The organism is Humitalea sp. 24SJ18S-53 (assembly GCF_050632385.1).
Classification (GTDB): Bacteria; Pseudomonadota; Alphaproteobacteria; order Acetobacterales; family Acetobacteraceae; genus Humitalea.
Genome location: NZ_CP192599.1, coordinates 3,772,361 through 3,798,433 on the forward strand (window position 1 = coordinate 3,772,361; position 26,073 = coordinate 3,798,433).

General features: G+C 67.9%; 23 protein-coding genes. 15 read left to right on the top strand and 8 right to left on the bottom strand.

Annotated elements, in window-relative coordinates:
* Positions 1-45 precede the first annotated feature (45 nt).
* From ACQW02_RS18015 to ACQW02_RS18040, 6 genes are read left to right on the top strand one after another with little or no spacing between them, the layout of a single operon-like run.
* A complete protein-coding gene (locus ACQW02_RS18015; protein WP_431281288.1) occupies positions 46-1,170 on the top strand; it encodes a mandelate racemase/muconate lactonizing enzyme family protein in 1,125 nt (374 codons plus the stop codon).
* Positions 1,167-2,252 carry a mandelate racemase/muconate lactonizing enzyme family protein gene (locus tag ACQW02_RS18020; RefSeq protein WP_431281289.1) on the top strand — a complete coding sequence of 362 codons (1,086 nt, stop codon included), beginning with the start codon at positions 1,167-1,169 and terminating at the stop codon, positions 2,250-2,252. Before ACQW02_RS18015 ends, ACQW02_RS18020 begins: the two co-directional genes overlap by 4 nt.
* Before the next feature lie 19 nt (positions 2,253-2,271).
* A complete protein-coding gene (locus tag ACQW02_RS18025) occupies positions 2,272-3,468 on the top strand; it encodes an ABC transporter substrate-binding protein (RefSeq protein ID WP_431281290.1) in 1,197 nt (398 codons plus the stop codon).
* Between the two features lie 2 nt (positions 3,469-3,470).
* Complete coding sequence (locus tag ACQW02_RS18030; RefSeq protein WP_431281291.1) at positions 3,471-4,331, top strand: branched-chain amino acid ABC transporter permease; 861 nt, start codon at positions 3,471-3,473, stop codon at positions 4,329-4,331.
* Positions 4,328-6,094, top strand: a complete 1,767-nt coding sequence (locus ACQW02_RS18035) for an ABC transporter permease subunit (RefSeq protein ID WP_431281292.1) — start codon at positions 4,328-4,330, stop codon at positions 6,092-6,094. The genes ACQW02_RS18030 and ACQW02_RS18035 overlap by 4 nt, the downstream gene beginning before the upstream one ends.
* Positions 6,075-6,815: an ABC transporter ATP-binding protein gene (locus tag ACQW02_RS18040; RefSeq protein ID WP_431281293.1), complete on the top strand. Its 741-nt coding sequence runs from the start codon at positions 6,075-6,077 to the stop codon at positions 6,813-6,815. The genes ACQW02_RS18035 and ACQW02_RS18040 overlap by 20 nt, the downstream gene beginning before the upstream one ends.
* On the opposite strand, the gene ACQW02_RS18045 is transcribed toward ACQW02_RS18040, so the two are convergent.
* Genes ACQW02_RS18045 through ACQW02_RS18055 form a run of 3 tightly spaced genes read right to left on the bottom strand, consistent with a single transcriptional unit; the run spans position 6,812 to position 10,483 of the window.
* Positions 6,812-7,774 carry a tripartite tricarboxylate transporter substrate binding protein gene (locus ACQW02_RS18045; protein WP_431281294.1) on the bottom strand — a complete coding sequence of 321 codons (963 nt, stop codon included), beginning with the start codon at positions 7,772-7,774 and terminating at the stop codon, positions 6,812-6,814. The two genes, ACQW02_RS18040 and ACQW02_RS18045, sit on opposite strands and share 4 nt — an antisense overlap.
* Positions 7,775-7,829: 55 nt before the next feature.
* Positions 7,830-8,822, bottom strand: coding sequence for an NADPH:quinone oxidoreductase family protein (locus ACQW02_RS18050; RefSeq protein ID WP_431281295.1), 993 nt, complete (start codon positions 8,820-8,822; stop codon positions 7,830-7,832).
* Between the two features lie 5 nt (positions 8,823-8,827).
* Positions 8,828-10,483 carry a class I adenylate-forming enzyme family protein gene (locus ACQW02_RS18055; protein WP_431281296.1) on the bottom strand — a complete coding sequence of 552 codons (1,656 nt, stop codon included), beginning with the start codon at positions 10,481-10,483 and terminating at the stop codon, positions 8,828-8,830.
* Positions 10,484-10,633: 150 nt separating this feature from the next.
* Here ACQW02_RS18055 and ACQW02_RS18060 point away from each other — a divergent pair, with 150 nt between their 5' ends.
* The 9 genes from ACQW02_RS18060 to ACQW02_RS18100 all read left to right on the top strand — a co-directional run bounded on the left by ACQW02_RS18060 (position 10,634) and on the right by ACQW02_RS18100 (position 20,769).
* On the top strand, positions 10,634-11,470 hold the full coding sequence (locus ACQW02_RS18060; RefSeq protein ID WP_431281297.1) for a GntR family transcriptional regulator: 837 nt from the start codon (positions 10,634-10,636) through the stop codon (positions 11,468-11,470).
* A gap of 91 nt (positions 11,471-11,561) precedes the next feature.
* Complete coding sequence (locus tag ACQW02_RS18065) at positions 11,562-12,404, top strand: FAD binding domain-containing protein (protein WP_431281298.1); 843 nt, start codon at positions 11,562-11,564, stop codon at positions 12,402-12,404.
* Position 12,405: 1 nt separating this feature from the next.
* Complete coding sequence (locus ACQW02_RS18070) at positions 12,406-12,885, top strand: (2Fe-2S)-binding protein (RefSeq protein ID WP_431281299.1); 480 nt, start codon at positions 12,406-12,408, stop codon at positions 12,883-12,885.
* On the top strand, positions 12,882-15,191 hold the full coding sequence (locus tag ACQW02_RS18075) for a xanthine dehydrogenase family protein molybdopterin-binding subunit (protein WP_431281300.1): 2,310 nt from the start codon (positions 12,882-12,884) through the stop codon (positions 15,189-15,191). Before ACQW02_RS18070 ends, ACQW02_RS18075 begins: the two co-directional genes overlap by 4 nt.
* Positions 15,188-16,048 carry an FAD binding domain-containing protein gene (locus ACQW02_RS18080; protein WP_431281301.1) on the top strand — a complete coding sequence of 287 codons (861 nt, stop codon included), beginning with the start codon at positions 15,188-15,190 and terminating at the stop codon, positions 16,046-16,048. The genes ACQW02_RS18075 and ACQW02_RS18080 overlap by 4 nt, the downstream gene beginning before the upstream one ends.
* Positions 16,045-16,524 (top strand): (2Fe-2S)-binding protein, encoded by a 480-nt coding sequence (locus ACQW02_RS18085; RefSeq protein WP_431281302.1) that lies wholly within the window; start codon positions 16,045-16,047, stop codon positions 16,522-16,524. The genes ACQW02_RS18080 and ACQW02_RS18085 overlap by 4 nt, the downstream gene beginning before the upstream one ends.
* The gene (locus ACQW02_RS18090) at positions 16,521-18,860 is read left to right on the top strand and encodes a xanthine dehydrogenase family protein molybdopterin-binding subunit (protein ID WP_431281303.1); all 2,340 of its coding nucleotides are present in this window, start codon (positions 16,521-16,523) and stop codon (positions 18,858-18,860) included. Before ACQW02_RS18085 ends, ACQW02_RS18090 begins: the two co-directional genes overlap by 4 nt.
* Positions 18,857-19,846 carry an ABC transporter substrate-binding protein gene (locus ACQW02_RS18095; protein WP_431281304.1) on the top strand — a complete coding sequence of 330 codons (990 nt, stop codon included), beginning with the start codon at positions 18,857-18,859 and terminating at the stop codon, positions 19,844-19,846. The genes ACQW02_RS18090 and ACQW02_RS18095 overlap by 4 nt, the downstream gene beginning before the upstream one ends.
* A gap of 17 nt (positions 19,847-19,863) precedes the next feature.
* Positions 19,864-20,769: a polysaccharide deacetylase family protein gene (locus ACQW02_RS18100; protein ID WP_431281305.1), complete on the top strand. Its 906-nt coding sequence runs from the start codon at positions 19,864-19,866 to the stop codon at positions 20,767-20,769.
* Here the strand turns inward: ACQW02_RS18100 and ACQW02_RS18105 are convergent.
* From ACQW02_RS18105 to ACQW02_RS18125, 5 genes are read right to left on the bottom strand one after another with little or no spacing between them, the layout of a single operon-like run.
* Positions 20,766-21,833 (bottom strand): ABC transporter ATP-binding protein, encoded by a 1,068-nt coding sequence (locus tag ACQW02_RS18105; RefSeq protein ID WP_431281306.1) that lies wholly within the window; start codon positions 21,831-21,833, stop codon positions 20,766-20,768. The genes ACQW02_RS18100 and ACQW02_RS18105 overlap by 4 nt on opposite strands.
* Positions 21,830-22,822: an ABC transporter ATP-binding protein gene (locus ACQW02_RS18110; protein WP_431281307.1), complete on the bottom strand. Its 993-nt coding sequence runs from the start codon at positions 22,820-22,822 to the stop codon at positions 21,830-21,832. The genes ACQW02_RS18105 and ACQW02_RS18110 overlap by 4 nt, the downstream gene beginning before the upstream one ends.
* Positions 22,815-23,597, bottom strand: coding sequence for an ABC transporter permease (locus ACQW02_RS18115; protein WP_431281308.1), 783 nt, complete (start codon positions 23,595-23,597; stop codon positions 22,815-22,817). Before ACQW02_RS18115 ends, ACQW02_RS18110 begins: the two co-directional genes overlap by 8 nt.
* Positions 23,598-23,599: 2 nt before the next feature.
* Positions 23,600-24,535 carry an ABC transporter permease gene (locus ACQW02_RS18120; RefSeq protein WP_431281309.1) on the bottom strand — a complete coding sequence of 312 codons (936 nt, stop codon included), beginning with the start codon at positions 24,533-24,535 and terminating at the stop codon, positions 23,600-23,602.
* Between the two features lie 10 nt (positions 24,536-24,545).
* The gene (locus ACQW02_RS18125) at positions 24,546-26,072 is read right to left on the bottom strand and encodes an ABC transporter substrate-binding protein (protein WP_431281310.1); all 1,527 of its coding nucleotides are present in this window, start codon (positions 26,070-26,072) and stop codon (positions 24,546-24,548) included.
* Between the last annotated feature and the right edge of the window lies 1 nt (position 26,073).

A 26,073-nucleotide genomic window follows, 5' to 3' on the forward strand; every position in this document is an offset into this window, starting at 1 on the left:
ACCAGACCACCCGATCAGAAGGTGGCGCAAAGCCGGCGGAATTCCATGCTGATCACGGCCATCGAGAGTTCCGTCGTCGCCCTGCCGTTCTCCATGGGCGGGCCGCATCCGCTCTTCGCCGGGCAGCCATGGGACCGGCTGGAGATCCTGCTCGTCCGCGTCGAAACCGACGACGGGTTGGTCGGCTGGGGCGAGGCCTTTGGCCACGCGGCCATTCCCGCGACCAAGGCGGCGCTGGACAGCATCGTGGCGCCGCTGGTGGTGGGGCGCGACGCGGGCGACATCGCCGCGATCACGCGCCAGGTGCTGCACGGCGTGCATCTGCTGGGGCGCAACGGGCCGTTCGTCTTCGCGTTTTCCGGCATCGAGATGGCGCTGTGGGATCTGTTGGGCAAACGCAGCGGGCAGCCGCTATGGCGCCTGCTTGGGGGCAGCAAGCCGGGACTGCTGGACGGGTACTCCAGCCTCTTGTCCTACGGCGGCGACCTCGCCCTGGTGGCGCGCAACACCGCCGATGCACGCGCCGCCGGCTATCGCCACATCAAGCTGCATGAGGTGACCCGGGATGCGGTGCTGGCCGCGAAGGCGGCGGCACCGGATGCGGCGATCATGCTGGATGTGAACTGCGCCTGGACGCCGCCGGTGGCGCGCGACATGGCGGCGTCGCTGGCCGGCGATGGGCTCGCCTGGCTGGAAGAGCCGGTCTGGCCACCGGAAGACACCTCCGGCCTGGCCAGCCTGCGCCGGCACGGCATTCCCCTGTCGGCCGGGGAAAACACCGCCGGCGTCTTCGGCTTCCGGGCATTGATGGAGGCGGGGGCCATCGACATCGCCCAGCCCAGCGTCACAAAAATCGGCGGCATCGGCGAGATGTTGCAGGTCTTCGCCCTCGGCCGCACCCACGGGGTCGAGGTGGTGCCGCATTGCCCCTACTTCGGCCCGGGCTTCGTCGCGACACTGCACATCGCGGCCGCCCTGGCGGAACGCCCGTTGATCGAGGTGCTGTGGCTGGAGATGGAGGCCAACCCCTTCGACCCCTGGGTCCGCGCGCAAGGCGGAAAGCTGGCGGTGCCGACCGGCCCGGGCCTCGGCTGCGACCCCGACCCGGCCGTGCTGGCACGCAGCCTACGCCACGCCCCGACCCGCACCAGCATGAGGCACGCGGCATGAAGGTCACCGCCGTCGAGACCACGCCCATCGTGGTGCGGCTGCCGGAACCGATCGGCAGCGCGCTGGGGCAGATCGCCAGCTTCGGCTGCATCCTGGTGAGTGTGCGCACCGATGCCGGGATCACCGGCGAGAACCTGATCTTTACGCTCAACGACCGCCGTACGCCGGTGCTGCGGCAGATGGTGGAGTCGCTGTCCGATCTGGTCATCGGCCAGGATGCCGGCCACATCGCGGGCTTCTGGGCGCGCGCCTGGAAGGACATCAATTTCATCGGCCACAAGGGTGTGTCGGTGGTCGGCATCTCGGCCATCGATGGCGCATTGTGGGATGCGCTGGGCAAGGCGGCCGGGCTGCCGCTGTACCGGTTGCTGGGTGGCGCCCAAAGCCGCGTACCCGTGTATCACAGCGGCGGGCTTTGGCTGTCGCGGACAGTCGATGAATTGGTGGCCGAAGCGCAGGACTTCGTCGGCCAGGGCTTCCGCGCGATAAAAATGCGGCTGGGCAAGGCCGACCCGGCCGAGGATGCGGCACGGGTACGCGCGGTGCGCGAGGCCATCGGCCCGCATGTCGCGCTGATGGCCGATGCCAACCAGGGCCAGACCGAAGCGCAGGCCATTCGCCTCGGCCGTCGGCTGGAAGAATTCAACCTGACCTGGTTTGAGGAACCGTTGCCAGCCTGGGACCTGGACGGGCTGGCACGCGTCGCCGCCGCGCTGGACACACCCATTGCCAGCGGTGAGACGGAATACACCCGCTACGGCTTCCGCCGCATGCTGGAATTGCGTTCGGCCGATATCCTGATGCCCGACCTGCAAAGAGTCGGCGGCGTCAGCGAATTCATGCGGGTCGGCCACATGGCGGAGGCGCATGATGTGGCCGTCTCCAGCCACCTTTTCCCGGAGACGAGCATCCAGGTGCTCGGCGCGCTGTCGAACGCGATCTACCTTGAATACATGCCGTGGTTCTCGCCGCTGTATCAGGAAAAATTGGAATTCTCGGACGGCGCGGCGGTGGTGCCGGAACGTCCTGGCTGGGGCTTCTGCTTCGACTGGGACCGCATCCGGCATCTGCAAAATCAATAAGAAAAAACGGGAGGATAAGATGATGAATGTCACACGTCGCGGCCTGGCGCTGGGTGGCGCCAGCCTGGCCACCGCATCGACGCTGGGCCTGTCCACCCCGGCGCTGGCGCAAAGCGAACCCGTCCGCATCGGCTGGCTGGCCGCGCTGACCGGCCCGAGTTCCGCCCCCGCCATCGGTTTCGATCGTGGCGTGAAGCACGCGGTCGAGGCCATCAACGCCGCGGGTGGCGTGCGTGGGCGGCAGATCGACCTGATCGTCCGCGACACCCAGGGCGACCCGACCAAGGCCGTGAACGCGGCGCAGGAGATGATCAGCCGCGCCCGGGTGCACGCGATCTGGGGGCCGACCAATTCCGGCGAATCCCTGGCGACGACACCGATCATGGCGCGGGCACGGATGCCCAATGTGCATCCCTGTTTCGTCGATACGCTGATCGACCCGGTGCGCTTTCCCAATGCCTTCCGCATGGCGCCGTCGAACAGCCAGATCGACGATGCGGTCAGCGCCTATGGCGTCGACATCCTGAAGCTGAAGAAGTTTGCGGTGATCGGGGACACGACCGGGTATGGCACCACCACGGTCGCCAGTTCCTCCGCCGCCTTCCTGAAGCGTGAGGCAGAGGTCGTCTATCGCGGCACCATCGATGCGACGCAGCCGGACCTGACGCCGGACATGCTGCGGATGCGCAACGCCGGGGCGGAATCCATCGCGATCTGGACCGTCTCGCCAGGCCTGATCTCGCGCATCATGAACACACGCGCGAACATGGGCTGGAACGTGCCGCTGATCGGCCATCCGGCGATGGGGTCGGGTGAGGTCGGGCAGTTGATCGCGCGGCCGGAGAATTGGCGCAACGTCTTCATCCTGGGCTTCAAGAACTGCAGCTACGGCGCCGACGGCAAGCTGCCGGCGCATGTGCAGACATTTGTCGATTCCGTGCGCGGCAAGATCAACCTTGAGGACACCACCCTTTGGTGGGTCGCCGCGGGTGTCGATGCGATCAATGTCATCGCCAAGGCCGTGCAGGAAACCGGCGGCACCGATCCGGCGGCGATGATCGCCTATTGGAACACCGTGCGCGCCTTCCCGGGGCTCTACGCGAATTACACGTGGTCGGCCGAGAACCACAACGGGCTGCCGCAGGGCGACCTGGTGATGTCGGAAGCGAACTCGCTGCGCCAGGGCGCCTACCGCCTCGCCCCGGGCTACACCTGAACATGCTGCCAGCCATCATCCTGTCCGGGCTTGCGGTCGGCGCCGTCTATGCGCTGATCGGCGTGACCTACAACGTCATGTTCTCGGCGTCGCGCGTCATGAGTTTCACCGCGGGGCAACTCGGCATGCTGGGCGGCGTGATCGGCGCCGCCAGCATCGGCGTGCTGGGCCTGCCGGCGATCGTCGGCTTCGTGTTGACGCTGGCCGCCTGTGCGGCGGTCGGCGTGGCGACCGAGATCGTCGCGGTGCGCCCCGTGCTGAAAAGCCTTGAGCAGCACTTGTATGTGCTTTCGACCCTGGCCCTGGCGCTGATGATCCAGCAGTTCACGGCCATCGAATGGAGCACCGAACCGCAGCCCTTCCCGAACCTGTTCGGTTTCCAGGGCGGCGGTGCATCGGACGAGAAATTCTGGCTGCCCATCCTGGCCTGCGCGGTGACGGTAGTGGGCCTCGAACTACTCTATCGCCGCACCTTGATCGGCCGCGCCTTCCTGGCCATCGCCGAGGACAACTTCGCCGCCCGCGCCCTGGGCCTGCCCGAGCGCAACCTGCGCATGGCGAGCTACGCGCTGGCCGGGGTGATCGGGGGGCTGGCCGGTTTCGCCTCGGGCCAGTTGTTCCTGGCCTTCTTCGCCAATGGGGCGATGCTGAATTTCTACGGCTTCGTACCGGTGGCGCTGGGGGGCTTGGGCAACAACCGCGGTGCGATCATCGGCGGCCTGGCCCTGGGCGTGTTCCAGCAGGCGGCGAATTTCACCTTTGGCGGTGTCTTCGCCTCGGTCGCGGTGTTTAGCGTGTTCATCATCGTGCTGTTGCTGGCACCGCAAGGGCTGTTCGGCGCCCCGGCGCAGCGCCGGGTATGACGACCTCCCGCCCGACGCTGCTGGTGCAGCTGCTACCCTTCGTCGCCATTTTTGCCGTCGCGGTGATCCTGCCATTGGTCAGCAACGACTACTGGACGCTGATCGCGACCCGCGCGGCGATCTATTGGGTGCTCGTCTCCGCATTGAACCTGGTGGTCGGCTTCGCCGGGCAGTTGGCGATCGGCTGGGTCGCGATGCTGACCCTCGGCGCCTATACCACCAGCGTGCTTGTGGCGGGCGAGGTGTTGCCGCCGGTGCCGGTGTTCCTGGCCCTTGGCGTCGCCGCGCTGGTCGGCGGTGTGTTCGGCGTCATCGTGGGGCTGCCCGCGCTGCGGTTGCGCACCTTCTACTTCGCCATGACCACCTTGGGCTTCGCCACCATCGTGACGCAGATCGCGCTGGCCTGGCAGAGCGTGACCGGCGGCGGCATCGGCATCATCGGCCCGGTCCTGCCCGCCCCCTTCGACACGATCCATGGCCTGTACATGTTCTGCCTTGTCCTGGCCGCCTTCTGCACCTGGATCACGGCGAATGTCGCGCATAGCCGCTTTGGGCGGTCGCTGGTCGCGATCCGCGATGCGGATGTCGCGGCGGAAGCGGCCGGTATCTCCAAACCCCTGTTGCTGGGCTCGGTCTTCCTCTTTGCCGGCGCGATGGCCGGCATCGCGGGCGGGCTGTTCGCCACCCTGCAATCCTACATCAGCCCCGAGGCCTTCACCTTCGACCTGTCGGTGCTGTTCTTCATCGCCATCCTGATCGGTGGGCGTGGGTCCATCCTCGGCCCGCTGATCGCCACCATCGTGCTGACCTGGCTGCCGGAATTCGCGGCGCCGCTGGTGGCCTGGTCCACCTTCCTCTACGCCGCGCTGCTGCTGGCGATCGTGCTGGTCGCGCCTGGCGGGATCGCGGCAATGCTGGACTTCCGCAGTCGCCAGCCCATCACCGCGGATCGCACCATCACGCCGCAGCCCGAAATCCTGGCCGAGATCCTCGGCGGCCGCGCCGCCGCCGAGCCCATCACCTTGCGCAACGTGGTGCTCAGCTTCGGTGGTGTGCGCGCCATCGACGGGCTGGACCTGGATATCAAGCCGGGCCAGGTGCACGGACTGATCGGCCCCAATGGCTCCGGCAAGACCACGACCCTGAACGTCATCTGCGGCTTCTACCAACCCGAAGCCGGCAGCGTGATGCTGGGCGACACGGCACTGAAGCCAGGCGCGCCGCAAACCCGCGCCCAGGCCGGGATCGCGCGCACCTTCCAGACACCGCGCCTCATCGGTGAGGCCTCCGTGCTGCAGAACGTCATGGTCGGCGGCGCCATCCGCGGCCGGGGCAGTTTCATCGAATCCCTCTTCGCCCTGCCGCGCCACCGGCGTGACGAGGCGATGCTGCGGCGGGATGCGCTGCTGGCACTGCGCTGTGCCGGCCTGGGCGCGCTGGCCGATGTGCGCGCCGATCGCTTGCAGCATAGCGAGTTGCGCTTCCTGGAAATCGCCCGCGCGTTGATGCTGCGCCCGGTCTTCCTGCTGCTGGACGAACCGGCGGCGGGGCTTTCCGCCGAGGAAATCCGCAGCCTCGGCGCGCTGATCCGCAGCATCAGCCGCCATGGCACCGGCGTGCTGCTGGTGGAACACCACGCCGACCTGATCTTCGACATCTGCGACCAGGTCACCGTGCTCAACCTCGGCCGCGAGCTCGCGGCCGGGACACCCGCTGAAATCCGTGTGCATTCGGAGGTGGTCAGTGCCTATCTCGGCGCCTGAAACGCTGCTGGAGGTCAGCGCCATCGAAGCCGGCTACGGCAAGATCGCCGTGCTGCACGGCGTCAACCTGCGGGTCGGTGCTGGTGAGGTCGTGTCGCTGCTCGGCCCCAATGGCGCGGGCAAGACGACGCTGCTGCGGGCCATCACCGGCCTGCTGCCCTGGACCGGCGGAGGCGTGCGCTTTGCGGGCCAGGACATGCGCGACGCGGGCCCGCGCGGGTCTGTGCGCGCGGGGCTGGTTCATGTCGTGGAAGGCCACCGGATTTTTACCCAGATCAGCGTCACCGATAATCTGCTGCTGGCCGCCTACGATTTGCCACGCGGCGAACGCGCGGCGCGGATCGAGGAGGCGCTGGAGGTCTTTCCGGAAATCGCCGCCAAGCGGCACGAACGCGGCGGCGCGCTCAGCGGCGGGCAGCAGCAGATGCTGGCCGTGGCGCAGGGGCTGGTCCGGCGACCACGCCTGCTGCTGCTGGACGAACCCTCGGCCGGCTTGTCGCCGGTGCTGGTGGACCGGGTGCTGGGCGTGGTGGCCGACCTACGCGCGACCGGCACCGCCGTCCTGCTCGTCGAACAATTGATCGACAAGGCGCTGGCTGTATCCGACCGGGTCTATGCCATGGCCCAGGGGCGCGTGGTGCTGGAAGCACCGGCCAGAGAACCCGGCCTGCACCAGCGCCTGGAACGCGCCTACTTTGGTGAGGCCGCGCACGCCGATTAAAGCGTGATCCCGGCCTGTGTGATGACACCACGCCAGGATTCGTATTCCGCACGCACGATCGCGACGGCCTCCGCCTGCGTCGTCCCGCGCGGCAAGGCACCAAGCCGGCCGAGTGCTGCCACCGTCTCGGGCTTGCTGATCACCTCCATCAGCGCGTCGTGAATGCGCGCCGTGACCGGGTCGGGCGTCGCGGCCGGCACGAAGAGCGCGAGCCACAGGTCGACCACGAAATTCGCGACACCCGCGCCCTGCATCGTCGGCAGGTTGGGCAATGCGGGGCTGGCCACGCTGCCGGTGGTGGCAAGGGCCTTGAGCCGCCCGTCCTCGATCAGCGGTCGCGCACCGGCGATGCTGCTGAAGGAAAAATGCACCTGCCCCGCCATCATATCCGCATAGGCGGCAGCGATCCCGCGATACGGCACATGCGTCGCGCCAAGTTCGCTACGCAGGCTGAACATTTCCCCCGCCAGATGCGGCGTGGTGCCGACCCCGGCCGAGGCGAAGCTCAGCCGGCCAGGATTGGCGCGGCCATAGGCGATCAGCTCCGCGACCGAGGTGACTGGCAGGTTCGGCGCCGTGATCAGCACAAGCGGCGAACTCGTCAGGATCGACACCGGCCGAAGTTCCCGGAACAGGTCGTAGGGCACACGCGCCTGCAGCGACGGGTTGATGACCACCGCCGGGTCCATCAGCAACTGGGTGTATCCATCGGGTGCGGCTTTCGCGACCACATCGGTGCCGATCATGCCGCCCGCGCCGGGGCGGTTATCGGTCACGACCGATTGGCGCAGGGCCTCGCCCAAGCCTTGGGCAAAGATGCGCCCGACCCCATCCACCACACCACCAGGGGCATAGGGCAGGACCAGCCGCATTGGGCGATCGGGGAAGGCCTGGGCCCAGGCCGTTGCCGGAAGGGCCGCGGCTGCGCCCAGGAACATCCGGCGTGTTGTGGTCAGCATGGGTCGGACTCCGCCGGTGAAGATGGATTGGAACAGCAATGCCTGTGCCAGTCGCTCAGGCGCCCGGCAGCAGGACAATGCGATCGCGCACACGCCGGTCGAGCAATGCGCTCAAGCCCGCGGCGGCATCGGCCAACGGAAAACGCCGGCTGGGCGGCGGCTGGATACGACCGGCCGCATAAAGCGCGAACACCTCATCGAAGCAGCGACGCACCAGCGCCGGCTTGCGCTTGCGGTAGTCGCTGATTTGCAAGCCGCTCACTTCGATGTTCTTCACCAGCAGGTAGTTGGCCTTCACGCTGGGAATGCGCCCCGCGGCGAAGCCGACCACCACAAGCCGCCCGCTCCAGGCCATGGCGCGCAGTGCCGCGTCGAAAATATCGCCGCCCAGCATGTCGATGACCACATCGGCGCCATGCTTCCCGGTCACCGCGTGAACCTGGTCGCGCAGGCTGTCGCGCAAGTTCGGTGCACCCAGATCGATCACGTCGGAAGCACCCCCGGCGCGCACCTGATCGGCCTTGTCCATCGAGGAGACACCGGCGATCACCTGTGCCCCGGCGGCGCGCGCCAGTTGCATCGCGGCGAAACCCACCGCGCCGGTCGCACCCAGGACCAGCACAGTCTCGCCTTCCGCCAGGCGTCCGCGTTCGTGCAACGCGAACCAGGCGGTGTCATAGGCAAGCGACATCGCCGCTGCCTCCACAAACCCCAGCCCATCGGGCAGGCGGTAGCACTGGTCGGCCGGCGCGATCGCCTTTTCCGCATAGCCGCCGATTTCCGCCATCGCGAGGATGCGGTCGCCCGGCGCCAGCCCCGTCACCCCCGCCCCCAGCGCCAGCACGACGCCGACCGGCCCCTTGCCCGGCACGAAGGGCAACGGCGGCAGGAATTGGTAGGTCCCGCCGATCACCAGCGTGTCGACGAAATTGGCGGCAACGGCCTCGACCTTGAGCAATATTTCGCCCGGCCCCGGCACGGGATCGGGCCAGTCGCCGACCTGCACGGTCTCGACGGGGCCGAAGGCCGGCACGATCACGGCACGCATCGGCGTCAGCCCCCCACGCCGGCGGCGGCGCGCACCGGTTCGGGCGTGACGGTGCCGGCCTCGATCCACTCCGCGACGGCGCGTTTCAGGATCTTTCCGCTCGCGGTCAGCGGAATCTCGGGCAGTGCCAGGAAATACTCCGGCATGTCGTAGCGCGACAGCCCGGCGTCATCGAGATGCTTCAGGATCTCGGCAACGGTCGGGACGGCTCCCGGCCGGAACATCACCGCCAGGCAGACTTTTTCGCCCAGGCGCGGATCGGGCACCGGCAGCGCCGCCGCGCGCGCGATGGCCGGGTGCTGCATTGCCAGCGTCTCGATCTTGGCCGGGAAGATATTGTGGCCGCCGCGGATGATGACGTCCTTCTTGCGGCCGGTGATGCGGATGTAGCCCTGCGCATCGACCCAGCCCAGGTCGCCGGTCATGAACCAGCCCTGGCTGTTGAAACTCTCCTCGGTCGCGGCCTGGTCGTCGAAGTAGCCGAGCATCAGGCTCGACCCGCGTCCGCCGATCTGGCCGATCTCACCCGCCGGCAGGGCCTGCTCCGGATTGTCGCGCGCAAAGACCTGCACCTCGTAGCCGGGGCAGATGCGGCCCGATGTCTCGATGATGCGTTCGGCGGGGTCGTCGGGCAGGGTGTAGTGGTGGGAACAGGCCTCGGTCATGCCATAGCCGCTTTGCGGGGTGACGCCATGCGCCAGCAGCCCGGCCACGACCTCCTTCGGCACCGCCGCGCCCGAGACGCGAAACCCGCGCACACGGCCAAGCGTGGTCATGCCGCGCGACCGCATTTCCCGCAGCAGGTCGATCGCATGGGTCGGCACGCCCACCAGATAGGAGGCGCCCGTCGCGACCAGCCGATCGAGCAACGAGGCACCACGCGCCAAATCATGCACCACAAGCGGCGCCCCGGTCAGCAAACTCAGCACCAGCGAACCGAAGCCGAGGTTATGGCTGAGCGGGCTGAGCGTATAAATCACATCCGTCGCATCCATGCGCCAGTCGGCGACGATCGCGCGGGCATTGCCCAACAGCGTGTTGTCGCTGTGCATCACGCCCTTCGGCGCGCCGGTCGTGCCGGATGTGAAGGCCAGGTAGACGACGGTGTCGGGCGACGCGACCGGATCGGCCGGCGGGGCATCGACCGCCGGCGGCCAAGACATCGGCACAGCATCCGCCGCGTCCAGCCGGATGATCCGGCGCAGGCTTGGGATATCCTCAGCCTGTCGAAATATATCGTGACGCTCGGCATCGGCGCCGTAGCCTGGTTGCGCGATCAAGGCCGCCGCGCGCATCCGCCGCAGCAGCGCCGCGACGTCGCCCACGGTATGGTCCCGGTGCAACGATGGGCAGCAAACCAACCCGTCGCGGGAACAGGCCAGGATGGCGACGGCCGCTTCGATTCGGCTGGGCAACCAGACGGCGACACGCTGGCCCTGGCGCAGCCCGGCGGCGCGGAAATCAGCCGCCAGCCGGTCGGCCGCCGCGACCAGGTCTCCCCAAGCGACGCTTCTATGCCGGTCGCTCATCGCAAGCGCCTCGGGCATGCGCTTCGCATGTCCCGCGGCCAGCATGTAGAGCGTGTCAGCGCCCCAAAAACCCTGGTCGTAGGTCCGGCGCAAGCGGTCCAGGTCCAGGGTGGTAAGGATCGTATTGCCCATGACATCGCCCCGGCCAGCGCGGGCGGGGTCCGCCAACCCGGCCCCCCGATCCCACAATGTCAGGACAATGTCAGTTTGTGCGCCCCGCCTGTCAACTGGCGCGAAGGCGCTCTAGGCTGCATCGCAACATTCCTGGGAAGCGTGCATTCGGTGGTTTTCATCTCTCGACCCGATCAAGCGAAAGCCCTGGCTGAGCTCAGCCGCAGCAGCCCCGCGGCCTATGATCTGACCTCCCTGCCGCCGCTGGCACCCAGCAGCAGCATGCCGCTGTACATGCAATTGGCCGAACGCCTGGCGGCGCCCATCCGCGCCGGCCGCGCCGCGATGGTCGGCCACGCACTGCCGACCGAAACCCAGTGCATGGCGCATTTCGGTGTCAGCCGGCCGACGGTCCGCCAGGCGATGGCGCATCTCGTGTCGGCCGGCATGGTCACCCGGGGCCGGGGGCGCGGCACCTTCGTCGCCCTCGAGCGAATGAGCCACGACGTCAGCCTGGCTTTCGAAGACGAAATGCGTGTCGCGCGTAAAGCGGTGCGTTTTCAGGTGCTTGGCCGCGCGATCCATGCGCCGCCGGCAGCGGTCGCCGATATCCTGGGCCTGCCGCAGGGTGAGGACGTCGTCTGCCTGGAACGCCTGCGCCTGCTGGACGACCAGGCCTTCGCGCATGAGGTCCGGTTCCTGCCCCTGGCCATCGGCCGGCAGGTCACCGACCGGATGGCGGGGGAGATGGCGATCATCTCCCTCCTGGCGGCGGCGATGGGCCAGCCACCGGCCCGGATCACCAATATCGTCAGTTGCGTCGCCGCCGAGGCGCGGATCGCCAAGCTGCTCGGCGTTCGCGCCAACACGCCCCTGCTGCAGACCGCGCATACCTATTTCGACGCTGACGGCGCGCCCCTGCTGCACGGGGTGGTGTGCTTTCACGGCGAACGCTTCCAATACACTCTCGATTCGCCAATCGAGTTCCGCAACGACACCGGCGCATGACGTCCTTGACGCCGTTCAACACCGGGCCATAAATGTCCTGACAATTGTCGGGCACCGCGCGGGTGGCGACGAACAGGAGCGGTAGCCACAGGTGAAGCCCGGACTGTTCCACTACCACGCGCCCCGCACGGTGGAGGACGCGCTAGCCGCCCTCGCCGCCCATGCGCCCGAGGATGGCCGCATCCTGGCGGGCGGGCAGTCCCTGATCCCCGCGATGGCGCTGCGCGTCGCGCGCCCGCCGCATCTGATCGACATCAACGGCGTCGCGGGCTTCGACCGCGTGACGATCGAGGCCGGGGTGCTGCACATCCGCCCCTGCGTCCGCCACGCGCAGTTGAACGCCGATGCGGCACCCGGGCCACTGGGGCGCCTGCTCGGCCAGGTGCTGCGCCACATCGCGCATCTGCCGATCCGCAACCGCGGCACCTTCTGCGGCAGCCTGGCCAATGCCGACCCCGCGTCCGAATGGTGCCTTCTGATGGCGACCCTGGGCCATGAGATCGAGGCCGCCAGCCTGCGCGGGCGACGCATGATCCCCGCCGGCGATTTCTTCCAGGGCTTCATGGCGACCGCCTTGGAGCCGGACGAGTTGCTGCTCTCGGCCCGCCTGCCGCTGCTGGCCGACGACGTCCGCGTCGGCTTCGATGAATTCGCGCGCCGCGCGGGGGATTACGCGCAGGCGATGGCCATCGCGACATATGCCCTGCGGGATGGGGCCATCGTCCAACCGCGCATCGGCCTCGGCGGCGTCGAACCGGCGCCGCGTCGCATGGCGGCGGTCGAGGCGCTGCTGCTGGGCAAGACACCATCAGAAGCCGTGTTCAAGGCCGCGGCCGCCGCCGCGCCGCCGATCCTGGATCCGCTGGAGGACACGGCCTATCGCCGCGGCCTGGCCGAAACCTCCATCTTTCGCGCCCTTTGCGCAGCGGCCTGACATGCAAACGCGACACGCCATCACCCTGCACGTCAACGGCCAGGACCATCGGCTGCACATCGAGGCCAGGCGCACCCTGGCGGATGCACTGCGCGATGATTGCGGCCTGACCGGCACGCATCTGGGCTGCGAACACGGCGTCTGCGGCGCCTGCACCGTGTTGATGGATGGCCAACCCGTCCGCGCCTGCCTGATCTTTGCCGTGCAGGCCGATGGGCGTGCGCTGCGCACGGTCGAGGGCCTGGCGGTGGGCGACCAGTTGCATCCGCTGCAACAGGCCTTCATCGACCATCACGCGCTGCAATGCGGCTACTGCACCCCCGGCTTCCTGATGCTGGCGGTGGGGTTGCTGGAACAGGATCCCGAGATCGACGACGCGACCCTGATGGAGGCCTTGTCGTCGAACCTCTGCCGCTGCACCGGTTACCAGAACATCGCCCAAGCGGTGCGTGCCGCCGCCGTGGCGATGCGCGCGCGATGAACGACCTGCCTCCCGGCCCGCAAACCAGCATCGGTCGCCCTGTCACGCGGCTGGAGGATTTGCCCCTGGTGCGCGGGCGCGGCAAATTCGCCGCCGACGTCTCCTTCCCGCGCCAACTCCATATGCGGATCGTGCGCGCGCAGGTCGCGCATGGCCGGCTGATCGGCATCGACACCGCGGCGGCGCTGGCGCTACCCGGCGTGGTCGCGATCTGGACCGGCGCCGATGTGCGCGACATCCCGCCCATCCCCTTCCGCGCGACCAAGGTCACGGGGATGGAGCCCTATTGCCAGCACATCCTGGCGCGGGACCGGGTGCGCTATGTCGGCGAACCGGTCGCGGCGATCTTTGCCACAGATCCCTATGTCGCGGAGGATGCCGGCGAGTTGGTGTCGGTCGACGTCGAGGAACTGCCGCCACTGCTCGACGCCGCCGCCCCTCCGGGCGATTTCGCTCCTGGCCTCGGGACCGAGCCCACCATCATCCGCAAGAGCTACGGCGATGTGGAGGCCGCGTTCCGCGACGCTTTTGCCGTGGTCGCGCTGGATTTGTCGGTGGGTCGGCATTCGGGCGTGCCGCTGGAAACGCGCGGCGCCATCGCGCGCTACGACGCGGGCCAGGACGTGCTGGAACTGCACGGCAGTGCCAAGAAGCAGCACTGGAACCGCGACGAGATCGCGCGTCTGCTTGGCCGCCCCCAGGCCGGGGTGCACCTGTTCGAAGGCCATGTCGGCGGCGGCTTTGGCGTGCGCGGCGAACTCTATCCGGAGGATCTGCTGGTCTGCCTGGCGGCGCTGCGCCTAGACCGGCCGATCAAATGGATCGAGGACCGGCGGGAGCATTTCGTCGCGACAAACCATTCGCGGCAGCAACGCCACCGTATCCGCGCGGCGGTCGATGCGCAGGGGCGCCTGCTCGCGATTGACGATACCTTCTTCCACGACCAGGGCGCCTATGTCCGCACCCATGGCGCACGCATCGTGGATTTGGCGGCGGGCATGTTGCCCGGCCCGTATCGGCTGCCGGCCTATCGCGTCGCGGGGCATTTCCGCCTGACCAACAAGACGCCGGCCGCGACCTATCGCGCACCCGGGCGCTACGAGACGACGTTTGTCCGCGAGAGGCTGATGGACGCCATCGCCGACCGCCTGGGGTTGGACCCGATCGTGGTGCGGCGGGAAAACCTGATCGGCACCGCAGAGATGCCTTATGCGCGCCCGCTGGACACCTTGGGCACCGATGTCGTGCTGGATTCCGGCGATTATGCGGGGCTGCTGGACAAGGCACTGGCGCGCTTCGGCTGGAATGCCGCGCAAGAAGCAGTGGCGCAACGTCGCGCCGCTGGGGAATGCGTCGGCCTTGGCCTCGGCTTCTTCGTCGAGAAGAGCGGCCTTGGCCCCTCCGACGGCGTCCGCGTCACCATCGATGCGACGGGCGGCGTGGAATTGGTCAGCGGTGCCGCCTCCGTCGGCCAAGGCATGGAGACGGTGCTGGCGCAGATCTGCGCCGAGGCGCTGGGCGTCGATCACGCGAAAATCCGCGTCGTGCGCGGGCGCACCGACCGCATCGAATTCGGCAATGGCGCGCATGCGTCCCGCGTCACGGTCATGTCCGGCTCGGCCACCTGGCAGGCGGCGCTGGCGGTGCGCGCCATGGCGCTGGAAACCGCCGCCGAATTGCTGCAGGCGCCGGCCGACGAATTGACCATCGTGGATGGGCAGGTGCTGCGCCCGGGTGGTGCTTCGATCTCGCTGGGCGATGTCGCGCGCCAGATGGGCCCCAACGCAGCGCGCATGAAGGGCCTGACGCCGGGACTCACGGCCGAGCGCTGGTTCTGGAGCGAGCACATGGTCTATCCCTACGGCCTGCACCTCGCGCAAGTGCGGCTGGACCGGATGACCGGCGAGGTCCGGGTCGAACGCTACCTGGTCGCGAATGACATCGGCCGCGCGGTCAATCCGATGCTGGTCGAAGGCCAGTTGGTCGGCGGCTTCGCGCAGGGGCTTGGCGGCGCACTGTATGAAGAATTCCGCTACGACGCGCAGGGCCAGCCGCTGTCCACGACCTTCGCCGACTACCTGATCCCGACCATCGCCGAAATGCCGCCGGTCGATGTGCTGATCGCCGAGGATGCGCCGAGCCCGCTGAATCCCCTCGGCATCAAGGGCGCGGGCGAAGGCGGCACCAACGCGGTCGGCGCGACCATCGCCGCCGCCGTCGATGATGCGTTGCGCCGGCCAGGCGCGATCACCAGCCTGCCGATCCTGCCGCAGCGTGTGCGGGAATTGCTGGACGGTGCCGCGTGAAATCGGCCGGGTTTCACTACCACGACCCGCATCGCCTGGATGAGGTGCTGGGGCTGCTGGCGAGTTTGGACAACGCCCGGCTTCTGGCTGGCGGGCAATCCTTGATGCCGATGCTGAACCTGCGCCTGGTCTATCCCGACCACCTGATCGACCTGAACCGGGTCGAGGGCCTGGCCGGCATCGCCGCGACCGAAACCGGGCTGCGCATCGGCGCGATGACCCGCCAGCGGGCGCTGGAGGACAGCCCGGACATCCTTCGCCGCTGCCCGCTGATGGCCGAGGCCCTGACCCAGATCGGCCACCGCCAGACGCGCAACCGCGGGACCATCGGCGGCTCGCTCTGCCACCTCGATCCCTCTGCCGAGCTGGTCAGCGTCGCGGCCGCGCTCGATGCCGAAATCTTGGTCGCGGGACCGGCCGGGCAACGCCGCATCGCCATGACCGATTTTCCGGCGGGCTTCATGACGCCATCGCTGGCGCCAGAGGAAATCGTCACCGCCATCGACCTGCCGGATTGGCCGGCCGGGCATGGACACAGTTTTGGCGAATTCGCGCGCCGGCATGGTGACTACGCCATCGTCTCGGCCGCCGTGCTGCTGCTGCGCGGCGCGGACGGGCGCCTGTCGCGCGCCTCGATCACGCTCGGCGGCGTGGGCCACGCGCCGCTGCGCCTGCTGGCGGCCGAGGCGTTGTTGCAGGGCGCCGCCCCATCGGAGGCGCTGTTCCGCGACGCCGCCGCGACCTGCCGCGACATCGACGCGATCAGCGATCCCGCCGTTCCCGGCTGGTATCGCCAGCGCGTGGCCGAGGTGCTGGTGCGCCGCGGCCTTGGCATCGCATTCGGTCGCGCCGCATGACGACGCGGCGCATCCAACTGACCGTGAACGGCGCGGTGCAAGAGGCCGATGTGCCAGTGCGCCAGCATCTGGCGGATTTCCTGCGCGGCAGCCTGAACCTGACCGGCACGCATCTGGGCTGCGAGCATGGCGTCTGCGGCGCCTGCACGGTGCTGCTGGACGGCCAGGCGGTGCGGGCATGCCTGATGCTGGCGGTGCAGGCGCAGGGGATGACGGTGACCACGGTCGAGGGCCTCAGCCCGGCGACCGGCCCGCTGGGGGCGTTGCAGGACGCGTTCTGCACGCATCACGCCCTGCAATGCGGCTTCTGCACGCCGGGCTTGTTGACCACGCTCACCGAATTCCTGGCCCAGGTCCCGGACCCCACGGACGAGGAGATTCGCATCGCGATCTCCGGCAATACCTGTCGTTGCACCGGCTATGACAGCATCGTCGCGGCCACGCTGGATGCCGCCGCACGGTTGCGCGCCGCATGACCGGCTGGCCCGAAGCCCGCTTGCTGGGCCGCGACGTCGCGCGGTTGGAAGATGCCGCGCTGATCCGCGGCCAGGGGCGTTTCGCCGATGACATCGCCCTGCCCGGCATGCTGCACGCCGCATTCGTGCGCTCGGCGCAGGCGCATGCACTGATCAAGGGCATCGATACCTCGGCGGCCCGCACCATGCCGGGCGTTCACGCCGTGCTGACCCTGGCCGATCTGCGGCCGTACCTGACCGACACGCGGCTGCGGGTCGCCCTGCCCAGCCCCGCCTACCGGATGGACCTGCATCGGCCGGTGCTGGCGGAAGCCGAGGTCGTTCACGTCGGCGAAGCCCTGGCCGTCGTCATCGCCGATAGCCGCGCGCTGGCCGAGGACGCCGCGGCGGCCGTCATGATCGACGACGAACCATTGCCCGCCGTCGCCGATTGCGTCGCGGCCCTGCTGCCCGGCTCGCCCGCCGCGCATAGCGACCAGGCCGGCAATCTCGCCGCCGAGATGGTGCTGGCCTATGGCGACGTGGAGGCCGCCTTCGCCAGCGCCCCGCATCGCTTCCGCGAAGAGCTATGGATGCATCGCGGCAGTGCCCAGTCGATGGAATGCCGGGGTCTCGTCGCGGTTCATGATCCGCTGGAAGACCGGCTTACCCTGTGGAACTCCACGCAGACGCCGCACGCCTCGCGACGGATGATCTGCGACCTGCTGGGGTTGGAGGAGACGCAGGTTCGCGTGGTCACGCCCGATGTCGGCGGCGGTTTTGGGCCAAAGCTGATCTTCTACGCCGAGGAAGTCGTGATCGCCCTCGCGGCAAAACTGCTGCGTCGCCCCGTCAAATGGATCGAGGACCGGGGCGAACACTGCGTCACCACGACGCAGGAACGCGACCAGGCCTGGGATGTCGAGATCGCGACCGATGCGGAGGGTCGCATCCTCGGCCTGCGGGGCGGCCTGGTTCACGACCATGGCGCCTGGACCGCGCGCGGCATCAACGTGCCGCAGGGCGCCGTGTCGGCGATGCCCCTGGCCTATGTCGTTCCGGCCTTCCGCATGCAGGTGCGCGTCGCCGTCACCAACAAGGTTCCGGTCACGCCCGTGCGCGGCGCCGGCCAGCCGCAGGGCGTCTTCGCCATGGAACGGCTGCTGGACCGCGCCGCGCGGGAGTTGGGGATCGGCCGCGACGAGATCAGGCGCCGTAACCTCGTGCCCGGCGACCGCATGCCCTATGCGACGCCGCTGCGCACGCGCGGCGGGATGCAGGTCGTGCTGGACAGCGGCGACTACCCGGCCTGCCAGCAACTCGCGCTGGACGGCGCGGGCTGGGCGGATTTCCCCCGGCGGCAGGCGGAGGCCCTGGCGGCAGGGCGCCACATCGGCATGGGCCTGGCGAATTACGTCGAGGGCACGGGGCGCGGGCCATTCGAACATGTCTCGGTCCGGGTCGAACCTTCGGGCCGTATCGTCGTCGCGACCGGCGCCGCCGCCATGGGCCAAAGCACCCGCACCATGCTGACCCAGATCGTCGCCGAACATCTTGGCTTCGACATGGACAACGTCACCGTGCTGACGGGCGATACCGCCGCCGCACCCATGGGGATCGGCGGATCGAACAGTCGCCAGGCCGTGCTGGCCGGAAGTTCCGCACATGCCGCGGCCTTGCGTGTGCGTGAAAAAATCCTGGCCGTGGCCTCCGAACTGATGGAAGTCGCAGTCGAGGATCTGGAGATCGAAGGCCGCGACGTCCGGGTCAAGGGTGCGCCCGGCATGCGCAAAAGCCTCGGCGAGATCGCCCGCGCCACCGCCGGCCTGCCGGGCTTCGCGCTGCCCGCGGGCCTCGGTCCCGGGCTGATCGCGACCGAGGAAGTCGTGATCGACGCCATGGCCTATGCCAATGGCAGCGCGGTCGCGGAGGTCGAGGTCGATGCCGACACCGGCGGCGTCACGCTGCGCCACATCGTCTTCGCGCATGATTGTGGCCGAGCCCTGCATCCGCGCATCGTCGAAGGCCAGTTGATGGGCGGCATCGCGCATGGCATCGGCAATGCGCTGTTCGAGGAAATGCGCTTCGACGAGAACGCGCAGCCTATCTCGACCACCCTCGCCGACTACCTGCTGGTGACAGCGACAGAAATGCCGCCCGTGACCATCCGGCACATGGAAAGCCCATCCCCCCTGAACCCTCTGGGCATCAAGGGCGTCGGTGAGGCCGGGGTGATCCCGATTGCTGCCGCCATTGCCTCCGCGATCGAGGATGCGCTGCGGCCATTCGGCGTGCGGATCAATCGTGTGCCGGTGTCGCCGGTGGATATTCTCTCGCTGATCGGACCTGTGCCATGAACCGTGTTCGCGCCAGCCTGTCCTGCTGCGCCTATGACCGCACCCGCGCGCTGTTCGACGGGCGCGTCTCGATCGCCGGCTGCGATGTGGTGCCGCTGGCGATGTCGCCGGAGGAAGCCTTCCACCGCGCCTTCCGCCACCAGGAATTCGACATCACCGAATTGTCGATGTCGAGTTACATGGTCCAGGTCGCCAAGGGCACTTGCGAATTCGTCGGCATCCCGGTGTTCCTGTCCCGGCTGTTCCGCCACTCCTCCATCTATATCCGCACCGACCGCGGCATCGCCCGCCCCGAGGATCTGAAGGGCAAGATCATCGGCGTGCCGGAATACCAGATGACCGTGGCGCTCTGGATGCGTGGTGTGCTGCAGGATGAGCACGGGGTCGCGCCGTCGGACATCCGCTGGCGCGTCGGGGGGCTGGAAGAAGCGGGGCGCGGCAATGTCGTGGCGCTGGACTTGCCTGAGGGAGTCGAGGTGCGTCCCATCCCGGCCGACACGACCCTGTCCGCGGCGCTGGCCGAGGGGTCCATCGATGCGCTGCTCACAGCCCGTGCACCGTCCTGTTTCGGTGAAACACCAGAAGTCGCGAGGCTATTCCCCGATTACCGTGCTGCCGAGGAAGCCTACTTCACGCGCACCGGCATCTTCCCGATCATGCACCTGGTCGGCATCCGCCGCAGCCTGGTGGAGCAGAACCCCTGGCTGCCGGTGAACGTGCAGATGGCCTTCGAGGAAGCCAAGCGACTGTGCATGATCGACATCGCCAAGATCGGCCACCTCTACACCACCCTGCCCTGGGCAGTGGATGAGTTGAAGCGCACCCGCGCCCTGATGGGCGAGGATTTCTGGCCCTATGGCGTGCAGGCCAATGCCAAGGTGATCGACACGATGACCCGCTATGCGCATGAGCAAGGTCTGACCGCGCGGCGCCTGGCGGTCGAGGACCTGTTCCCGAAATCTGTGATCGACCGCGCCAAGGTCTGAGCCTTCAGGAGGACCGCATGAAGCTGCCCGAACACAACCGCTACACGCACAGCGCCCTGCCGCAACGCCCGACCTACGAATGGCCGGGCGGCAAGCGGCTGGCGCTGCTGCTGTCCAACAACATCGAGCATTTTGCCTTTCGTGCCGGCATCGGCAGCGACAGCGCGCAGATCGGCGCACCGCAGAACCAGCGCAACTATGCTTGGCGCGACTACGGCAACCGCGTCGGGCTTTGGTACATGCTCGACATGCTGGACGAGATGGGGCTGCCCTGTTCGCACAATGTGAACACCGCCGCACTCGATGCCTGCCCGGAAATCGCACCCGCGCTGATCAAGCGCGGCGACGAGTTTGTCGGCCATGGCCGGACCAATTCCGAACGCCAGGATTCACTCTGGGAAGACGACGAACGCCGGCTGATCGCCGAAAGCGCCGAGGGCATCGCCCGCCACACCGGCCAACGGCCAAAGGGCTGGATGGGACCCTGGCTCGCACAGACCGGCGTTACGCTGGACCTGCTGAAGGAGGAGGGCTTCGACTACGTCATGGACTGGCCCGCCGATGACCAGCCGTTCTGGATGCGAACGCGGTCCGGACCGATCCTGTCGATCCCCTATTCGGTCGAGATCAACGACAGCCCCGCCATGGCCTATCGCCAGCATTCCGGGCGCGATTTTGCCGATATGATGATCGACCAGTTCGACGAGTTGCTGCGCCAATCGGAAAAATATCCGCTGGTGTGCAGCCTGGTGCTGCACACCTTCCTGGTCGGGCAGCCGTATCGGCTGAAGCAACTGCGCCGCGCGCTGACCCATATCGTCGATCATCGCGACCGCTTGTGGATCGCGCGCCCCGGTGACGTCGCGCGCTATGTCGCGGGGCTGCCGAAGGGTGTGGTGCCGGGCAGCGAGATGCTGCCCTAACCCCGGTCGCGCCTGGCCGCGTAAAGCGCCAGCCGCGTCGCAGCATTGACAGAGGGCGGCCGCACCAGTTCGGCCTCCGCCGACGGCGGCAGGTCTGCCGCGCGATGGCAGGCGGCCAGATGGCCGTCACCCACCGCCGACAGGACCGGTTCGACCTTACGACACAGGTCGTTCGCGTAGGTGCAGCGGGTGTGGAAGCGGCAACCGCTGGGCAGGTCCATCGGGCTCGGCACGTCGCCCGGCGTCAAATCCCTTTGCCGGCCGCGATGCGGATCGGGGCGCGGCGCCGCGGCGATCAGCGTGCGGGTATAAGGATGCCGCGGGTCATCGAAAATCTGCTCGGCCGGCCCGATCTCCATGATCCGGCCGAGATACATGACCGCCACCTGATCGGCGACATGCTTCACCACCGCCAGGTCATGCGCGATGAACAGGTAGGACAGGCCAAGCCGCTGCTGGAGATCCCGCAGAAGATTGACGATCTGCGCCTGGATCGAGACGTCCAGCGCCGAGACCGGTTCATCACATACGATCAGCCCCGGTTCCACGGCCAAGGCCCGGGCGATTCCGATCCGTTGCCGCTGTCCGCCCGAGAATTCATGCGGCCGACGACGCGCATGGCTTTCGTCCAGCCCGACCAGGGCCAGAAGCGCCCGCACCCGCGCCCGCCGCGCCGCAGCGTCGCCAAGATCATGCACGACCAGCGGCTCGGCGATCAGGTCCGCCACCGTCATGCGCGGGTTCAGCGACGCAAAGGGATCCTGGAAGATCATCTGCATCTTCCGCCGCAACTGGCGCAGCGGTTCGCCCGACATCGCCGTGATATCCTGGCCGGCGAAGCGGACGGTGCCACCGGACGGCTCGATCAGCCGCAGCACCAGCCGCGCCAGGGTGGACTTGCCGCACCCGGACTCGCCAACCAATCCCAGGGTCTCGCCACGACCGATCCGGAACGACACCCCATCCACCGCGCGCACGACGCCGACCGTGCGACCCCGAAACAGCCCGCCTTGCACCGGGTAGTGGCGGGAAAGGTCCTCGACCTCAAGCAGGGGCGGGTTCACGCGTCGATGCCCTCCAATGGGGCGCGCAGGCAGGCCGCGACATGGCCTGCGCCAAGATGCCGCAGCGCGGGTTGCGATGCATCGCAGGCGGGCGCCGCGAAGACGCAACGCGGCGCGAAGCGGCAGCCTGGTGGCAGGTTGAAGGGGGGCGGCACCATGCCGTCGATCGCCAGCAAGCGCTCGCGACGGTCCTCGATCCGCGGCATGCTGCCGAGCAGCCCCAGCGTATAGGGATGCTGCGGATCGTCGAAGATCGCCGCCTTGGGCGCCATCTCGACGATGCGGCCGGCGTACATGACGGCGATGTCGTCCGCCATGTCCGCCACCACCCCAAGGTCGTGCGTGATCAGCATCATCGCCATCCCGCTCTGCGCCTGAAGGTCGCGCAGCAGATCCAGGATCTGCGCCTGCACGGTGACGTCCAGCGCGGTCGTCGGTTCATCGGCGATCAGCAGTTCCGGTTCGCAGGACAGGGCCATCGCGATCATTACGCGCTGGCGCATGCCGCCCGACATCTGGTGCGGGAAGTCGTCCACCCGGCGTTCGGGCGCTGGAATGCGCACGCGGCGCAGCAGTTCGATGCAGCGTGCACGCAATGCGCGGTCGGATGCGGCTGTATCATGCGCACGCATGGCCTCGGCGATCTGGTGGCCGATGGTGAAGAGCGGATTCAGGCTGCTCATCGGTTCCTGGAAGATCATGGCGATGCGCTTGCCGCGGATCGCGCGCATCGCGCGCGACGAAAGCGACGCGAGGTCCTGGCCATCCAGCAGGATCCTGCCGGCCATGACCTGCCCGGGAGGCGGCACCAGGCGCATCACCGACAGCGACAGCATCGACTTGCCGCAACCGCTTTCGCCGACGATGCCGAGCGTGCGCCCACGCGCAATGTCGAAGCCCACGCCATCGACGGCCGCAACCTCTCCTGCGCGCGTGCGGAACACGGTGCGCAGCGCCTCCACGCGCAACAGCGGCGGCGCCTCACTCAACGGTCTGGCCCACCAGGTAGAAGCTGAGCACGGTGAGCGCCACGGCCCCCCCTGGTGCGAGGCTGAGCAACGGGTTGACGGACAGGTAGTCGAACCCGCTCTGCACCATGCTGCCCCAATCCGCCGCCGGCGGCGGCAGGCCCAGGCCGAGGAAGCCCAGGCTCGCCGCGGTGAAGATCGCCGAGGAGACCGCGATCGCCATCTGCGCCGCGATGGTGCGCATGATGTTCGGCCAGATGTGCCTCGCCAGGATGCGTGATGGCTTGCATCCGATCGCATGCGCGGCCTCGACGAACAGAACCTCTCGCACGCTGATGACCTGGCCCCGCACCAGCCTGGCCATTTCGGGCCACATGACGAAACCCAGCACCAGCACCAGGTTCTGCAAGGTCGCCCCGACCATGGCCGTGATCATCAACGCGAGCACGAGGCTCGGCATCGCGATGAACAGGTTGATGGCCTGCATCAGTGCCACATCCATGCGTCCACGCGCGTAACCGGCAATCAGGCCGATCGGCACGCCGATGGCAGCGGCCACCAGCGCCGCCGCTGGGCCGACGATCAGTGAAATGCGGGCGCCGTGCAGCACCCGCGAAAACACATCGCGGCCAAGATCATCGGTGCCGAACCAATGCTCGGCCGACGCCCCCGCCAAGACATCGGCGCCGGAGGCATTCGGGTCATGGCTCGCCAGCCACGGCGCGAAAACCCCCGCCAGCACGACCAGCAGGATCAGCCCACCGCCGAAGACGCGTCGGGCCAGCCGTCCATCCATGCTCAAAGTCGGATCTGCGGGTTGATGGCGGCCAGGATCATATCGGCCGCAAGGTTGGTCACGGTCACGCCCGCCAGCACGATCATGCCCATGGCCAGCATCACCGGAAAATCATAGGCACCGATGGCGGACACAAACAAACGCCCCAGTCCCGGGATGGAAAACACCGTTTCCGTCACCACCGCCCCGCCGATCAGATGGCCAGCCGAAATGCCCACATAGGTCACCACCGGCAGGATCGCATTCGGCAACACGTGGCGGAAGGAAACGCGCGTATCCGACAGGCCCTTGGCCGCAGCGACGCGCACAAAAAGCTGCCGCTGCACTGCGCGGTATTCGGCGCGGTAGATCATGGTGAACGACCCGAAATAGAATGCGAACAAGGTCAGCACCGGCATGATGAGGTGCCGAAGATGCGTGCCCACCCCTTCGCTCCAGGGCACCCAGCCGGTGGTCGGCAGCCAGCCGAGATGGACCGAAAACAGATAGACCAGGCTGGCCCCCAGCATGAAGTTCGGGATCGTCACGCCGATCACGCTAAGCGCGGAGGTCACCGTGCCGATCGCCTGCCGCCCCACCGTCAGGCTGTTGAGCCCGACCGCCGTGACCAGCGCGAGCAGAATCGCCCATGCGCTGAGTTCAAGCGTCACCGGCGCGGCCGGGGCGATCATCGAGGCAACGGTCTGCTGCGTCGCGTAAGATCGCCCAAAATCCCCCCCCAGCGCCGCCCCAACCCAGGCGATGTACTGGCGCCAGATCGGCTGATCGAAGCCATAGCGACGGTCGAGTGCCGCCACAGCCTCGGGCGAGGCATCCGTGCCCAGCATCATCCCAGCCGGACTACCGAGCCATCCCGTCACCACCGCGAACAGCAGGAAGGTCAGCAGCAACACATTCGGCAGGATCCAGACCAGCCGTCGCAATACGAAGCCGGTCATGGTGCCGGGATCATGCTGCCTTCCAGGCGTAGCGGAAGCGCGGGATATTGTCCGGCATCTTCACGACGCCGACGAGCCTGCGGTTGTAGGCGGCAAACTCGGCGGCAAAGTACAACGGGATATAGGGCAGGTCCCGCATCAACTGGTCCTTCACCGCGGCGTAGAGGCGCCGCCTCTCCTCCCGGTCCACCGTGCGGCGTGCGGCATCGAGCATCGCATCCACCTCCGGGTTGCTGTAGCCCGTCGTATTGGCAAAGCCCTTGCTGTGGAAAAGGATATAGAAGAGCCCATCAGGATCGGCGCGCTGCGTCCAGTTGATCGGGACGAAGTTGATCGCCCGCGACACGACACGCGCATAGAATTCCGACTGCGCGACGGGCGCGAGCGTGACCTGGAGCCCGACAGCGCCGAGCTGTTCCACCACGAGTTGGTTGATGCGGCGATACAGCGGCTCACTCGGCGTCGTCAGGGTCAATGTGGTCCCCGGCGCGACCCCGGCCTCGGCCAGCAGCGCCCGCGCTCGTGCAGGATCATGGGCATGCACGATGGTGTCGGGCGAGGACCACCACAACCCTTGCGGCGTCGGCCCATTCGCGATGGTCGCCTGCCCATCCATCGTGATCTGGTTGATCCGATCACGGTCGAGTGCCGTCGCGATCGCCAGGCGCAGCTTCGCATTGTCGAAGGGCGGCTTGTCCACCTGATACTGGAACGAGTACCAGCGACCCACGCGCGCACGATCGGTCGTGATGCCTTCGCGCCCCTGGATCTGCCGCAGGCTATCCGGCGCCAGCGCGTCGACAAAATCGACCTCGCCCACGATCAGGCGTTGCAGCCCGATGACGGTGTTCGGTGTCGAACGGAACACCACACGGTCCAACCAGGTGGCATTGGCTTCCCAATAGTCAGGGTTGCGTTCCAGCGTGATGCTGGTGCCCTGCGTCCAGTTGCGGAAGACGAAAGCGCCGGTGCCGACGGGATTGCGGCCGAAATCCTGGCCGAAGCGCTGCGCCGCGGCGGGCGACACCATGCAGCCCGCGCGGTCCGCCATGTCCGCGAGCAGTCCCGGATGCGGCGACCGCAGATTGATCGCGACCATCAGCGGTCCGATGACCTCGACATTGTCGATCAGCGGCCGAAGCTGATTGCGCTGCGGTGAGGCGACGGCCTCGTCCAGGCGCCGATCGATGTTCCACTTCACCGCGGCCGCATCGAAGGCAGTGCCGTCGTGAAATTTCACGCCAGCCTGCAATTCGAACACATAGCGCTTGCCGTCGTTCTCGATCGTCCAGGCTTTCGCCAATTCGGGCTTCAGTGAGAAGTCCGGCTCGATGGCGACCAGCGTGTTGTAGATCAAATACAGGATCTGCCGCTCACCGAACTGGATCGAGAAGGTCGGATCCAGCGTGCGGGTATTGTCCTCGAAGCCCACGGTCAGCGTGCCGCCGCGGCGTGGCGTGCCCTGCGCCATGGCCGGCCCGGCGGCGGCAACCGCGCCGATCCCCAGCATCAGGCTGCGTCTGTCGATGCGGTCCATC